At 65.2% G+C, this 12,500-nt stretch carries 14 protein-coding genes and 1 tRNA gene (1 of these 15 running past the window's edge); 4 read left to right on the top strand and 11 right to left on the bottom strand.

Annotation, left to right across the window (positions count from 1 at the left end):
- The 4 genes in view from meaB to G584_RS0110815 are tightly spaced (at most 32 nt apart) and all read right to left on the bottom strand, a layout consistent with a single transcriptional unit that may run on beyond the window.
- Positions 1–843, bottom strand: partial view of a methylmalonyl Co-A mutase-associated GTPase MeaB gene (gene meaB / locus G584_RS0110830; RefSeq protein ID WP_028494627.1) — the 5' portion only. Its footprint begins 102 nt before the window's first position; only the first 843 of its 945 coding nucleotides appear in the window; its start codon is at positions 841–843; its stop codon lies off the left edge, out of view.
- A 32-nt stretch (positions 844–875) separates the two neighbouring features.
- The gene (locus G584_RS0110825; RefSeq protein ID WP_028494626.1) at positions 876–1,250 is read right to left on the bottom strand and encodes a RidA family protein; all 375 of its coding nucleotides are present in this window, start codon (positions 1,248–1,250) and stop codon (positions 876–878) included.
- Positions 1,251–1,254: 4 nt separating this feature from the next.
- Positions 1,255–3,072, bottom strand: coding sequence for a protein kinase domain-containing protein (locus G584_RS0110820; RefSeq protein ID WP_028494625.1), 1,818 nt, complete (start codon positions 3,070–3,072; stop codon positions 1,255–1,257).
- 1 nt (position 3,073) lies between these two features.
- The gene (locus G584_RS0110815) at positions 3,074–3,286 is read right to left on the bottom strand and encodes a hypothetical protein (RefSeq protein WP_028494624.1); all 213 of its coding nucleotides are present in this window, start codon (positions 3,284–3,286) and stop codon (positions 3,074–3,076) included.
- Positions 3,287–3,378: 92 nt separating this feature from the next.
- Between G584_RS0110815 and murA the strand changes: the two genes are divergently transcribed.
- A complete protein-coding gene (murA, locus tag G584_RS0110810) occupies positions 3,379–4,677 on the top strand; it encodes a UDP-N-acetylglucosamine 1-carboxyvinyltransferase (RefSeq protein WP_028494623.1) in 1,299 nt (432 codons plus the stop codon).
- Positions 4,678–4,734: 57 nt separating this feature from the next.
- Here murA and G584_RS12220 read toward each other — a convergent pair whose 3' ends face one another.
- The gene (locus G584_RS12220) at positions 4,735–5,079 is read right to left on the bottom strand and encodes a hypothetical protein (protein ID WP_157626421.1); all 345 of its coding nucleotides are present in this window, start codon (positions 5,077–5,079) and stop codon (positions 4,735–4,737) included.
- Between the two features lie 89 nt (positions 5,080–5,168).
- Here G584_RS12220 and prfB point away from each other — a divergent pair.
- Positions 5,169–6,267, top strand: a protein-coding gene (prfB, locus tag G584_RS0110800) for a peptide chain release factor 2 (RefSeq protein ID WP_157626420.1) whose coding sequence is annotated in 2 segments (ribosomal slippage) — positions 5,169–5,219 and positions 5,221–6,267 — 1,098 coding nt in all. Because the reading frame shifts where the segments join, the coding sequence is not laid out codon by codon here.
- A gap of 388 nt (positions 6,268–6,655) precedes the next feature.
- Here the strand turns inward: prfB and phoU are convergent.
- Genes phoU through G584_RS0110785 form a run of 3 tightly spaced genes read right to left on the bottom strand, consistent with a single transcriptional unit; the run spans position 6,656 to position 8,936 of the window.
- Positions 6,656–7,318 carry a phosphate signaling complex protein PhoU gene (gene phoU, locus G584_RS0110795; RefSeq protein WP_028494621.1) on the bottom strand — a complete coding sequence of 221 codons (663 nt, stop codon included), beginning with the start codon at positions 7,316–7,318 and terminating at the stop codon, positions 6,656–6,658.
- Between the two features lie 14 nt (positions 7,319–7,332).
- Positions 7,333–8,226, bottom strand: a complete 894-nt coding sequence (locus G584_RS0110790; protein ID WP_028494620.1) for a sensor histidine kinase — start codon at positions 8,224–8,226, stop codon at positions 7,333–7,335.
- A complete protein-coding gene (locus tag G584_RS0110785) occupies positions 8,223–8,936 on the bottom strand; it encodes a response regulator transcription factor (RefSeq protein WP_028494619.1) in 714 nt (237 codons plus the stop codon). The genes G584_RS0110790 and G584_RS0110785 overlap by 4 nt, the downstream gene beginning before the upstream one ends.
- A 91-nt stretch (positions 8,937–9,027) precedes the next feature.
- Between G584_RS0110785 and G584_RS0110780 the strand changes: the two genes are divergently transcribed.
- Positions 9,028–9,102: transfer RNA gene (locus tag G584_RS0110780), tRNA-Val, on the top strand.
- 77 nt (positions 9,103–9,179) lie between these two features.
- Here G584_RS0110780 and G584_RS0110775 read toward each other — a convergent pair.
- Genes G584_RS0110775 through G584_RS0110765 form a run of 3 tightly spaced genes read right to left on the bottom strand, consistent with a single transcriptional unit; the run spans position 9,180 to position 10,655 of the window.
- Positions 9,180–10,355: a site-specific integrase gene (locus tag G584_RS0110775; protein WP_028494618.1), complete on the bottom strand. Its 1,176-nt coding sequence runs from the start codon at positions 10,353–10,355 to the stop codon at positions 9,180–9,182.
- The gene (locus G584_RS13105; protein ID WP_272595903.1) at positions 10,355–10,486 is read right to left on the bottom strand and encodes a hypothetical protein; all 132 of its coding nucleotides are present in this window, start codon (positions 10,484–10,486) and stop codon (positions 10,355–10,357) included. The genes G584_RS0110775 and G584_RS13105 overlap by 1 nt, the downstream gene beginning before the upstream one ends.
- Positions 10,476–10,655 carry a helix-turn-helix domain-containing protein gene (locus tag G584_RS0110765; protein WP_028494617.1) on the bottom strand — a complete coding sequence of 60 codons (180 nt, stop codon included), beginning with the start codon at positions 10,653–10,655 and terminating at the stop codon, positions 10,476–10,478. The genes G584_RS13105 and G584_RS0110765 overlap by 11 nt, the downstream gene beginning before the upstream one ends.
- 287 nt (positions 10,656–10,942) lie before the next feature.
- Between G584_RS0110765 and G584_RS0110760 the strand changes: the two genes are divergently transcribed.
- Positions 10,943–12,199, top strand: a complete 1,257-nt coding sequence (locus tag G584_RS0110760) for an RNA-guided endonuclease InsQ/TnpB family protein (protein ID WP_028494616.1) — start codon at positions 10,943–10,945, stop codon at positions 12,197–12,199.
- The last annotated feature ends 301 nt before the right edge of the window (positions 12,200–12,500 follow it).

Here is a 12,500-nt window from a genome sequence, read left to right as displayed (position 1 = left end):
CTTCCGCCCCCATTCCTGGATGACGCTTTCCACCTCGAAACGGGCCCGTTCCAGCCGATGGGCCTCGAGGAGCCCGTGGGCTACGAGGTGCTGGTAATGGGCCTCCAGCCCCTCAAAGAGGGCCTCCACCCCTTCCCCCGTGGCCGCCACCGTGGGGTAGATGGGAGGGTGCCATCCCCCGGGCCGGGGAGGGGCCAGCTCCAGAGCGCTTTTCAGCTCCTGGATGATCCTCTCCCCGCCGGGTAGGTCAAACTTGTTCACGGCAAAGAGATCGGCGATCTCCATGACCCCGGCCTTGAAGGCCTGCACCGCATCCCCCGCCGCTGGGGTGAGGACGAGAAGGGTGGTGTCCGCCACCCGGGCGATGTCCACCTCGCTTTGCCCCACCCCCACGGTTTCCACGAAGATGCGGTCAAAGCCGAAGGCCTCCAGAAGGGCTAAGGCGGCCACCGTGGCCCCCGCCAAGCCCCCCAGGGCTCCCCTCGAGGCCAGGGAGCGGATGTAGACCCCCGGGTCCTGGTGGTGGCGCATCATGCGGATCCGGTCCCCCAGGATGGCCCCTCCGGTGAAGGGGCTGGAGGGGTCCACCGCCAAGACCCCTACCCGCTCTCCCCGCTTCCTGGCCTCCAGGATCAAGCGGTCGGTGAGGGTGCTCTTGCCAGCTCCCGGGCTTCCCGTGATGCCCACCACCTTGGCCCGGGCCTGTCCCCGCAGGCGCTTGAGGAGTTCCTGCCCCACAGGGTGTCCCGATTCCACCAGGGTGAGGGCCCGGGCCAGGGCCCGCACATCCCCTTGGCGAAAGCGGTGGAGAAGTTCTTCCGCTTGGTTTTCCTGGACCGTCATGCCGATATTTTACGCTTTTTTGCCCTCGTGCCTTAATCCGCCAGGGCGATGCAGGCCACCTCCACCCGGACCCCTCTGGGCAAAGCCTTCACCGCCACCGTGGCCCGGGCTGGGTAGGGGGGCGAGAAATAGCGGGCATAAACCTCGTTAAAAAGGGGAAAGTCCTCCATGTCCAAAAGGAAGCAGGTGGTTTGAACGACCCGGGAAAGGCTGGAGCCTGCGGCCTCCAGGATGGCCTGCAAGTTCTCCATGACCTGCTCCGTCTGGGCGCGGATATCCCCCTCCACCAGGGTGCCGTCGGGCTTCAGGGGAATCTGGCCGGAAACGAAGACCAGCCCCCCAGCCCGCACCGCCTGGGAGTAGGGGCCGATGGCCGGGGGGGCTTTATCCGTGCTCACCGCCTCCATGCCCCTATCCTACGCCAAAGCGGAAGAGCTTCCCCGCCAGGTTGGCCACCAGGATCTCCTGGGACAGGGGCAGAGGCGGCACTTGAACCGCCCCCAGGCCCGTAGCTTCAAAGACCACCTGGCCCCTTTGGTCCACCGCCAGGAAACGCCCCTCCTCCGTGGCCACGTACACATGCCCGGCAGCGTAGGAAAGGCCTGCCGTCACCTTGCCCACCTCGAGGCTCCACACCTCCTCCCCCGTGGCCTGGTCCAGGGCCCTCAAGACCCCGTCCCAGGCGGCCACATAGACCCGCTCCTCGTCCAGGGCCAGCCCGCCCCAGATCTCGCCCTCCACGGCGGTGTTCCAGAGGGTTTCCCGGCTCAAGGGATCAAAGGCGTAGACCTCCCCCTCCCAGGTGGGGATGAAGAGCACCCCCCGGTAGGCGGCCACGGGGGCGTGCACGGGACCGGTTCTCACCTTGTAGCGTAAGGCGCCTGTGTCCGGGTCCAGGGCGTAGAGGAACCCGTCCTCCGAGGCCAGGAAAAGGAGGCCCCGGTGGAAGGTGGGGCTGGCGGAAAGGTGGCCTCCCGCCTGGAAGCGGTAGAGGAGGCGGTCCCGTTCAAAGGCATAGAGGCTTCCGTCCCGGCTGGCCACGAAGACCCGCTCCCCCAAGACCAGGGGAGCGGCGGTGATCTCTGCCCCCGTGTCGGCGCTCCACTCCAGGGCCTGGGCCTTGAAGCGGCGCACCCGGCCGTCCCAGGCGGCCACGTATACCCCACCCCGGACCACCGGGGGAGCGGTGACCTCCTCGGGAAGGTTTTCCCGGCGTACCGTTCCCGAGAGGAGGTCCACCTCCACCAGGCCCCGCCCCGCCCCCAGGTAGACCCGGCCGTGGGCGTAGACCATCTCCCCGGGCCAGGCGGCCTCCCCTCCCAGGTCCACCTTCCCCTTCAGGGAAAGCCTGCGGGGGTCAGGGGCCAGGGGATAGTGGCCCGAGCGGCTGGACCCGGCCCGGGGGGTGGCAAGGCGAAGGGCTTGGAACTCCTGCAGGGGGCTCTTGAAGAGGCTGGGGTGGGAGGGTCTTTCCTCCGGGTGCTTGGCCAAAAGGGAGAGCACCGCCTCCGCCACCCCGGAAGGGATGGTGGGGTTCAAAGCCTGGGGAGGCTTAGGGGACTCGTAGACGTGCTGGAAGAGGACTGCCTGATCGTTTTCCCCTTCGAAGGGTGGTTTGCCGGTGAGGGTGCGGTAGAGGACCGCCCCCAGGCTGTAGAGGTCAGCCCGGGGGGTAAGGGGCAGGCCCTTGGCCTGTTCCGGGGCCATGTAGGTGGGGGTGCCCAGGGTGTACCCGGTGCGGGTTAGATGGCGGCTTTCCTGCAAAAGGTAGGCCAGGCCAAAGTCCATGACCTTGGGATGCCCCTCCTTGGTGAGGAGGATGTTTTTGGGGGTGAGGTCCCGGTGAAGGATGCCCTGGGCGTGAAGGTGGGCCAGGGCTTCCATCACCTGGATGGCCGCCTCGAGGATCCTCTCCCCTTCCGGGCCCTCCTCAAAGGGACCGAGGCGGTCAAAGGTACCCCCCTCCACCAGCTCCATCACGAAGTAGGGGCGCCCCTCCACCTCTCCCAGGTCCAGCACCTGGACGATGCCCGGATGAAAGAGGCGGGAGAGGGCCCGCACCTCCAGGAGAAACCGCTCCCTCTCGGGGGGCAGGGCCCGGGGATGGAGGAGCTTCACCGCCACCTTGCGGCCTAGGCGCTCGTCCACCGCCCGCCACACCTCAGCCATGCCCCCGGAACCCAAGGAGGCCTCGAGGCGGTACCGCCCGCCTAGAACCATGCCCGTCATTTTATTCCTCGGGCTCCAGCTGCCTTAGGAGCTCGGCCAGCTCCTCCTTGTTGCCCTCCAGCTCCTGCACGATCTTGGCGATGGCCAGGCGCACCACCTCCGACTTGGAGACCAGCCTTTCCGGGCTGGAAAGGGCGTAGGCCGCCCGGGTGAGAAGGGCGTCCTGTTCCTCGGAGATGACCACCTGCAGCCGCTTCTTCTCCTTCTTGGGCATACCTTCCCTTTCCCTTGGAAGAGTGTAGCAAAGGGTGCATGCCCTTGACAATGCGGATTGTCCCTTTTATCCTCACCTTGAGTAAGGTGTGTATGATGTTCAAGGACTCGCGGCGGGGCAGCAGGATCTTGCGGATTGAGGGAGGCCAGCCCCTTTCCGGCGAGCTGCGCGTTTATCCGGCTAAAAACGCCGCCTTGCCCATCCTGGCAGCGAGCCTCCTCACACCCGAGCCCATCACCCTCTTGGAGGTGCCCAGGCTGAGGGATGTGGAGGTGATGCTGGAGCTTCTTTCCCACCTCGGCACCCGTTACCAGTGGGAAGGACGCACCCTCCACCTGCACACCCCGGAGATCCGGAACACCCACGCCCCCTATGAGTTGGTGGGGCAGATGCGGGCCAGCTTTATCGTCTGGGGGGCCCTTCTTGCCCGGGTGGGGGAGGGGCGAATCTCCCTGCCGGGGGGGTGCGCCTTCGGGGCCAGGCCGGTGGACCAGCACGTGAAGGCCTTGCGGGCCCTGGGGGCCGAGGTGGTGGAGGAGGAGAACACCTTCTACGCCCGAAGGACCCGTCCCCTTGCGGGAAGGGTGGTCTTCGACCTGCCCACGGTGGGCGGGACCGAGCAGGCCATGCTGGCGGTGGCCCTTGGGGGTGAGGCCACCTTGGTGCAGGCGGCCATGGAACCGGAGGTGGAGGACCTGGGCCGCTTTCTCAAGATGCTGGGGGTGGAGGTCCATGGTCTGGGTAGCCCCATCCTGCACATCCGGGGTGCCAAGCGGCTTGGCGGGGGTACTTACCGCATCATCCCCGATCGCATAGAGGCCGGTACCTACCTCCTGGCGGCGGCGGCCACCCGGGGATCCATCACCCTAAGGGAGGTGCGCCCCGACCACCTGGATGCCCTTTTGGATAAGCTTCAGCAGTCCGGGCACCGGGTGGAGGTGGGGAAGGACTGGGTGCGGTTCTGGGCCGTACCTGATCCCAAGCCCTTCTTTGTGGAGGCCCGGGAGTACCCCGGCTTCCCCACGGATCTTCAGCCCATCGTTACCGCCTATCTGGCCACGGTTCCCGGGCAGAGCGCCATCACCGACCGGGTTTACCCGGACCGTTTCACCCATGTGGGGGAGCTGGCCCGGATGGGGGCTGAGCTTTACCTGAGGGACCGCACCCTCCTGGTGAACGGGAAGCGGTTGCACGGGGCCCAGGTGAAGGCCCTGGATATCCGTGCCGGGGGTGGGTTGGTGGTGGCCGCCCTGAGCGCCGAGGGGGTTTCCGAAATCGAAGGAGTCTATTTTCTTGAACGGGGGTATGAGCACCTGGAGGAGCGCCTGAAGGCCTTAGGGGCCAGGGTGAGCCTGGCCGAGGTTCCCTTGGCCCCACTGGCCGCTGACTGAATGGCCTAGGGGTTTAGCGGGATAGGAAAAGCTTTGAGTGGGTCAAGGGAATAGGCCCTAGGGGAAAAGGCGCAGGGCCTCGAGGAAGCGGAGGAGAAGTTGGTTCCGGTGTTCCTCGGGGCTATATCCCTTGCCCCCCAGGCCCGCCCGGTGGAGGGCTTCCCACACCTCCCGGGCCACCGCCCGGTCTCCCCCGAGCTTGGCGGCGAGAAGGGTCCAGGCTTCCTCCTCATCCCCTTTCCCCACGAACTCCCGGTATTCCTGGGCCAGGGTTCGCATGAGGGTGCGGAGGTCCGGGGATGGGGAAGGGAGGATTGGGGGGCGCCTTGCCCCGGGAAGGCGTTGGGCATGGCCTTGGGGGAAGGGCATGTGGACTTTTCTCGCCAACCCGTTGGGTGCCATAGTCACCTCCGCGATTAGCATAAAATATGAGCGCCATAATGTGAAGGGTTCTTGTGCTCCGCTGCTGAGGCCTGTATACTGAAGGAGGTATGGACCTGGACCTTCTTGCCACCCGCTTGGAAAGCCTCCGGGGGTATCTTTGACATCCCCGGTAAGGAAGCCCGTTTAAAGGAGCTGGAGAAACGCTTGGAAGACCCGGCCCTCTGGCAGAATCCGGAGGAGGCTAGGCGGATAAGCCAGGAAGCCGCCCGCTTGCGGCGCACGGTGGATACCTTCCGTTCCCTGGAGAGCGACCTCGAGGGCCTCCTGGAGCTGTGGCAGGAGTTTCCCGCAGAGGAGCGGGAGGTTCTTAGGCCTGAGCTTTTGGAGGCGGCCAAGAAGCTGGAAAGCCTTTACCACGAGACCCTTCTTTCCTTCCCCCACGCGGAGAAGAACGCCATCCTCACCATCCAGCCCGGGGCTGGGGGTACGGAGGCCTGCGACTGGGCGGAGATGCTTTTGCGGATGTACACCCGTTTCGCCGAGCGCCAGGGGTTCCAGGTGGAGGTGGTGGACGTGACCCCTGGGGCGGAGGCGGGCATCGACTATGCCCAGATCATCGTCCGGGGGGAGAACGCTTATGGGTTCCTCGCCCCCGAGGCGGGGGTCCACCGCCTGGTCCGTCCCTCCCCCTTTGACGCCTCGGGGCGCCGCCACACCTCCTTCGCCGGGGTAGAGGTGATGCCCGAGGTGGACGACACCGTGGAGGTGGTCATCCGGCCCGAGGACCTGCGCATCGACGTGTTCCGCTCCCAGGGGCACGGGGGCCAGGGGGTGAACACCACCGATAGCGCCGTGCGCATCGTGCACCTGCCCACGGGGATCACCGTCACCTGCCAGACCACCCGGAGCCAGATCAAGAACAAGGAGCTGGCCATGAAGGTCCTCCGCTCCCGGCTTTACGAGCTGGAGTGGAGGAAGAAGCAGGAGGAACTCAGGAAGCTCCGGGGCGAGGTGCGGCCCATCGAGTGGGGAAGCCAGATCCGTAGCTACGTCCTGGACAAGCAGTACGTGAAGGACCACCGCACGGGCCTCATGCGCTTTGATCCCCAGAACGTCCTGGACGGGGACCTCTTGGACTTCATCTGGGCGGGGCTGGAGTGGAAGGCGGGCCGCCGCCAGGCGGTGGAGGAGGTGGAGGCCGACTAGGCTTCCTCAAGGCCTTCTCCCAGGGCCTTGCGCAGGAGTTCCCGAACCTTTTCCTCCTCTTCGGGCCTTCACGGCAAAGGCCACGGGCCAGAAGGTGCCCTCGTCCAGCTGGGCTGGATCGGTGAAGCCCAGGTGGCGTAGCGGGTCTTGAACTTGGGGACGGGTTGGAAGAAACACAGGACCTTGCCCTTCCAGCTGTAGGCGGGCATGCCGTACCCCAACCTTGGGGAAAGCCCCGGGGCCCAGGGTTCGATAAGGGTGTGGAGCCTCAGGGCCAGGGTGCGGTCGGGTTCCGGGAAGGCCTCTAGGGTGCACAGGACCTCGGCCTCGGTGAGGGCCGCCCGCTCCTTGGGGGTTAACCCGGGCTTCTCGTGCGCCGCGGCCCCTCTTAGTAGACGTCCTCAGGGGTCTTGTAGACTTCGCCGGTGAGCCAGTAGATCACCCTTTCCCCCACGTTTTCCAGGTGGTCCCCCAGGCGCTCGTAGCTGCGGGCCACCCGCATGAGGGTGAGGGCCTTGGTGATGGTGCGGGGGTCTTCCAGCATGTAGGTGATGAGCTCCCGGGTCACCTCCTCGTAGAGGCCATCCACCTGGTCGTCCATCTCCACCACCTTGCGGGCAAGCCCAGGGTCCCGCTCGGCCACCGCCTTACCCAGGGTGTCCATCATCTCCAGAAGCCGCTTGCCCATCTCGGGGAGGGTGACGTAGCGCTTAAGGGGGGGTTCCTGCGCCAAAAGGAGGGCGTCCTCGGCCACGTGCATGGCGTAGTCCCCGGCCCGTTCCAGGTCGGTGAGGGCCTTGATGATGGTGAAGATGAGCCGGAGGTCCGAGGCCACGGGCTGGTGCCGGGCGATGACGGCTACGGCCTGGTTCTCGATCTTAAGCTCCAGGGCATCCACCTCCTGGTCCTTGGCGATGACCTCTTCCGCCTTGACCCGGTTCCCCTCCACCAGGGCCTCCGTGGCCTTTTGGGTCATCTCCCGGACCAGGGAGAGCATCCTCAGGGTTTCCCCCACCAGTTCGTTTAGGGCTTTGTCCAGTACCTCGCGCATGCTGCCTCCTTGCCTCAGTTTAGGGGAAGGGCCACGCCAAAAACGTTCTCGGCTCCATCCCTCAGGGCGTAGGCCTCTCCACCCAGGCCCTGGGCAATCCGGCGCACCAGGTAGAGGCCCAAGCCCTGCCCGGCTCCCCCCTGGAACCCCCGGTGGCGGGGCAAGAAGAGGAGTTCGTAATCCGGAAGTTCCGGCCCATGGTCCCGCACCTCCAGCAAAAGGCGCCCCCCCTCTTCCCGGGAGAGGAGGCGGATGGGATCTTGGCCGTACTTAAGGGCGTTGTCCAGGAGGTTAAGGAGGATCTGGAAGAGGGCCTCGGGGTCGGTGTGGGCGGTGTGGGGCAGGTGGACCTCCACTTGCCTTTCCCGGATTTTCTCCTTAAGAAGCCTCTCCAGGCGCGGCCAGAGCTCCTCCAGGGAGAAGGTGCGCTTGGGGCCCGGTTGGGTGAGGGAGAGGTCCCGCACCAAGCGGGATAGGCGGGCCACCTCCCCCTTGAGGAGGTCCAGCACCTCCTTCTCCTGGGGGGTCCTGGGGGTGAGGGCCTCGAGGAGGGGCCCCATCCCCGCCAGGGGGGTACGGAGCTCGTGGGCTAGGGCCAGGGTGGCTTCCTCCAGGGCCTCCAGGCGCCGGTTTAGCTCCGTTTCGTCCAGGAGGTAGAGCCTGCCGGGAAGGGCCCTCACCCTCAGGGTGCGGCTTCGCACCTCCAGGGTGCGCTCGCCCCCGTGGAGGGCCAGGGCCTCGAGGCGGTGGTCCCGGAGGGCGAGGAGGAGGGGGCGGCCCACCACTTTTTCCCGGCTCACCTCCAAAAGCTCCTCCGCCCTGGGGTTCAAGTAGAGGACCTGCCTATCCCGGTGAAGGACCAGGCCCTCCAGGGCTTGCTCCCAGGCCTCGGCCAGAAGTTCGTTCACCCTTCCCCCTTGGTCTGGCTAGGAACGTGGTTCGTGTCTTGCGGGGCCACCTTGAAGCGGTACCCCATGCCCCGCACGGTTTCCAGAAAGCGGGGGGCTTTGGGGTCTTCGCCCAGCTTTTCCCGGAGCTGAAGCACGTGCTGGTCCACCGTCCTCGGGGTGCCCAGGTAGTCCTGGCCCCAGACCGCTTCCAGAAGCTCCTCCCGGGAGTAGACCCGGCCCGGGCGCTGGGCCAGGAAGGCCAGCAGTTCAAACTCCCGCCGGGTTAAGGGTAGGGGCTTGCCGTCCAGGCTGGCCTCCTTGCGCTCCAGGTCCAGGAGAAGGGGTCCGCGCCGGAGCACCTTCCGCCTGCCCGCACGGCGCAGGAGGGCCTCGAGGCGGGCCAAAAGTTCCTCGGTGGCGAAGGGTTTTACCAGGTAGTCGTCGGCCCCGCGGGAAAGCCCTTCCACCCGATCCCGTACCTCGGTTCGGGCGGTGAGCATGAGGACGGGAAGCTCGGGATAGGCTCCTTGGCGCATGCGCTCCAGGAGCCGGGTGCCGGGTTCATCGGGGAGCATCCAATCCAGGACCACGGCTTCCGCCTCCCGCAACCTTGGCCAGGCTTCCTGGGAGGTTGCAGCCTCCAGCACCCTGTGCCCGGCTTTTTCCAGGGCCAGCCGCACCCCAAGCCGCACCGCTGGCTCATCCTCCACCACAAGGACCGTGGCCACGACCTTAGTCTAGCCCGAGCCTTGTCAGAGGAGGGTCAGGGCCTTTGCTTGACAGGTCTCCTTGGCCCATGCTACCCTGCAAAAGGCCTGGGGGCGGCTAGCTCAGAGGAAGAGCGCTCGCCTCACACGCGAGAGGTCGTAGGTTCAAGTCCTACGCCGCCCACCAGCATCAGAACACAAAGCTTCCCCCCACGGTAGCGTGGGGGGAATTGCTTTAGCCGGTTTATCAGCCGGTCTATCCGTTCAGGCTTGGGCGCGGGGGGCGGGGTAGAGGAGTTCTTCCAGGTCCAGCACCCACCCCCGGCGCTCCTCCTCCAGAAGGTGGCGGTACACATTCAGGGTGATGGTGGGGCTGGCGTGGCCCAGCCGCTCGCTCACCACCTCCAGGGGCACGCCCCGGGAGAGGGCCAGGGTGGCCCAGGTGTGGCGAAGGTCGTGCACCCTCACCCGGCCCAAGCCCGCCCTTTCCGCCAGGCGGCGCAGGTAGTGGTTGAACGCGTCCGGGTCCACGGGCTTCACCCCGCCCACCAGGAAGAGCCCGTCCACCTCCTCCGGGGTGAGCCGTTCCAGAAGCTCCTCCCTCCGGGCCTTCAGGCGAAGGAGTAGGCCACGGGGCAAGGGCACCTTGCGCTTGGCCGTGGGGGTCTTGGGCTCGGAGAAGGCCCCCCTTCCGGCCACCTTTACCCAAGCCCGCCACACGGTAAGCTCCCCGGCCTCCAGGTCTATGTCCCGCCATTGCAGGGCCAGGGCCTCGCCCCGGCGGAGCCCGGTTTCCAGCATGAGCCGGAGGAGCAGGGCCATGTCCTTGGACCGGGAGGCTTCGGCGGCCTCCAGAAGCCGGGCCACCTCGTGGGGCTCCAGGGCCCTGGCCGCCTTCTCCCCCTTGGGCAGGCGCACCTTCACGGCTTCGGCGGGGTTTCTGGCCACCAGTTCCAGCCGTAGGGCCTCCCGGAAGAGGGCCTTGAGCCGCATGAGCACCCGGCCCACGGTGCGGGGGGCGTAGCCTGCTTCCACCACCCGGTCCATGGCGGCCCGCACATGGACCGGCTTCACCTCCTGGAGCCGCATGCGGCCCAGGGGGTCGTGGGCCTTGGGGTCCTTGAGGGAGGGGAGGGCGTGGGCTAGCTCGTCCAAGGCCAGGCGGATGGAGTTGGGCCTAAGCCCCTCCCGCTCCAGGCGCTTCAGGTACTCCAGGGCGAAGTCCCGCGTGGTGAGCCTGGAAGGGTCGGTGAGGAGCCCTTTGGCCTGGGCGGCCACCATATCCGCCAGGGCCCTTTCGGCCTCCTTGCGGGTTTCGCAATGCTTCTCCCGCTTGACCTTCCGGCCCGTGGCGGGGTCTACCCAGGTGAGCTGGGCCACCCACTTCCCCTTGCCCTCGTGGTAGAAGACGCTTCCGCCCCCTTTGCCGCGCCTTCGCATCACCACCTCCTACGCTTCCTCCCCTTGCGCCAAAGCCACCGGGCCCGGCGTAGGGCCCACCGCTTGCCCACCCGGCCCCGGGCCAGCATCTTGGCGAGGCGAAGCCAGGACCAGAGCTTTCTAAGGTTCACGGTACTCCTTCCCTTCCAAGAACGCCTCCACGGCGGCCCTCGGGATGCGCCAAACCCGGCCTACCTTCACCGCGTGGAGCTTTTTGGCGTAGATGAGCTTTTCCACCGTCTTGCGGCTAACCCGGAGGAGCTTGGCCACTTCCTCCACGGTCAAGACTTCTCCTTGCATGCCCGTAAGATACCACAGAAGCCCGGAGGAGGGTAGTGAGGGGTGTTCATTCGCGAAATCTTTCTTTCGCGAATAAGGAGGTGGCAAACGAAAAAAGGGTGGTAACGACCCCGTAAGCGATCCCGGCCTCGCTTACAGAGAAGCGCCGGGAAAGCCCACCCTTTCAAGGGTGGGATGAAAGGCGCCCCTGGTTGCCCAAGCTTCAGGCCTCTAATGCTTGCGGTAAAATGTACATAGGAACGGCAAGCGGCGAAACCCTTAAGCACATCAGATCGGGGAGATGGGGTGTGACCAAGGCCGAAAGGATCAAGAGCGCTATCCAAGAAACGAGAGAGCGGCGGGCAAGCCTAAAACCTGCCGTCTTTGAGCTTAAGCTCCAGAACCTATCCCGGAAGAAAGAGGAACTCCTTAGCCGGGCCTTCCTGGAGGCCAAGTGGCTCTACAACTGGCTGGTATCGGACCTGGGGAGGCTTAACCTGCCGGCCAACAAGGTAGACGCCGTAGAGGTTAAAGTGGGGGACGGCTTTGAAGAGAGGCGGCTTGTCCTCCTCGGCTCCCAGATCAAGCAGGAAATCGCCGACAGGCTCAAGGATAACCTCCGGGCACTTAAGAAGCTAAAGGAACGCGGGTACAGGGTAGGCCCTCTCAAGCCAAAAAGGTTTGTCCACTCCATCCCCCTCAAGCAGTACGGCGTGACCTACAGCCTAGACTTTGCCCGGAACAGGGCGAGGATACAGAAGCTCGGGGACTTCCGCGTTTTGGGTCTCCACCAGATCCCCCGGGGGGTAGAGATCGCCGGCGCCGTGCTGGTGAGAAAACCCAGCGGCTACTACCTCCACGTGACCTGCTATCTAGCCAAAGGGGATTCTCCTGAGCCGATAGCCGGTCAGCCCCGTAGGGGCTACCTTGAAGCCGTGGGGATAGACTTCGGCATCGAGTCCAAGCTCACCCTATCCAACGGGATCAAGATCGACTTTGAGGTACACGAGACCCCCAGGCTCAAACGGCTCCAGAGGAAACTGGCGAGGGCAAAAAGGGGCTCTAAGCGGAGGGGAAAGATCCGCTTTCTTTTGAGGAGGGAATACGAAAAGCTCAACAACCGTCGGAAGGATGCAGAGAACAAGGTCCTGGCCTTTCTCAAACTCTACGGGAAGGTGGTGTTCCAGGACGACCTCCTAGCGAGCTGGGCGCGGCTCTTTGGTAGGCAGGTTCACTCTTCAAGGATAGGCGGATTGAAGTTGAGGTTGAGGAACAGCCTCAAGGCGCCTATCCCTGTGAGGAGGTTTGAACCTACCACCAAAGAATGCTACGCCTGTGGGAAAAGGCACGAGCTTCCTCTATCCCAAAGGATCATCGCTTGCAGTTGCGGGTGGGAGTGCGACCGGGATGTTAACGCCGCCTTGGTGATCCTGAGAAAAGGGCTTGGCCTGAGCCCCGATCAGGCCCTAGGGTTGGACCGGCCCGAAGTAACGCCCCTGGAGAAGGAAGCCGCTGCCCGGATTTTGGGGAGCAATCCCTCGATCCGGGTAAGTTTCCCTCAATGAAAGGGGAAGCCCACCCTTTCAAGGGTGGGAGGAGGTCACGGGTTGGTGTGCCCTGTCGGGGGGTCGGTGGGTTCTTAGATACATGCTTTAGGGTACGACACATGTGAACCCAGGGTCCATACCTTCCCATCAACAGCACCTGCACGGCAAGTTTACACGTTGTCTTCTCCCCACCCTTGTACCCTTCAGGTTTTCCCCTCTATACTTAGAGCAGTATGAGGGGTCGTGTCAAGAGTTATGTGTAAGAGTCTGTGTACGGGGGGCATACCGCTCCTGAAGCATCTTCTCCAGCACCTCCTTC

Source organism: Thermus antranikianii DSM 12462, from assembly GCF_000423905.1.
Lineage (GTDB): Bacteria > Deinococcota > Deinococci > Deinococcales > Thermaceae > Thermus > Thermus antranikianii.
The sequence above is the reverse complement of the archived record's forward strand: the minus strand, read 5'-3'. Positions and strand labels throughout refer to the sequence as shown.

Excerpts from the sequence above, each read along its gene's own strand:
- G584_RS0110825 (WP_028494626.1), bottom strand. The coding sequence starts at position 1,250 with ATGGAGGCGGTGAGCACGGATAAAGCCCCCCCGGCCATCGGCCCCTAC.
- G584_RS0110820 (WP_028494625.1), bottom strand. The coding sequence starts at position 3,072 with ATGACGGGCATGGTTCTAGGCGGGCGGTACCGCCTCGAGGCCTCCTTG.
- G584_RS0110815 (WP_028494624.1), bottom strand. The coding sequence starts at position 3,286 with ATGCCCAAGAAGGAGAAGAAGCGGCTGCAGGTGGTCATCTCCGAGGAA.
- murA (WP_028494623.1), top strand. The coding sequence starts at position 3,379 with ATGATGTTCAAGGACTCGCGGCGGGGCAGCAGGATCTTGCGGATTGAG.
- G584_RS12220 (WP_157626421.1), bottom strand. The coding sequence starts at position 5,079 with ATGGCACCCAACGGGTTGGCGAGAAAAGTCCACATGCCCTTCCCCCAA.
- phoU (WP_028494621.1), bottom strand. The coding sequence starts at position 7,318 with ATGCGCGAGGTACTGGACAAAGCCCTAAACGAACTGGTGGGGGAAACC.
- G584_RS0110775 (WP_028494618.1), bottom strand. The coding sequence starts at position 10,355 with ATGCGAAGGCGCGGCAAAGGGGGCGGAAGCGTCTTCTACCACGAGGGC.
- G584_RS0110765 (WP_028494617.1), bottom strand. The coding sequence starts at position 10,655 with ATGCAAGGAGAAGTCTTGACCGTGGAGGAAGTGGCCAAGCTCCTCCGG.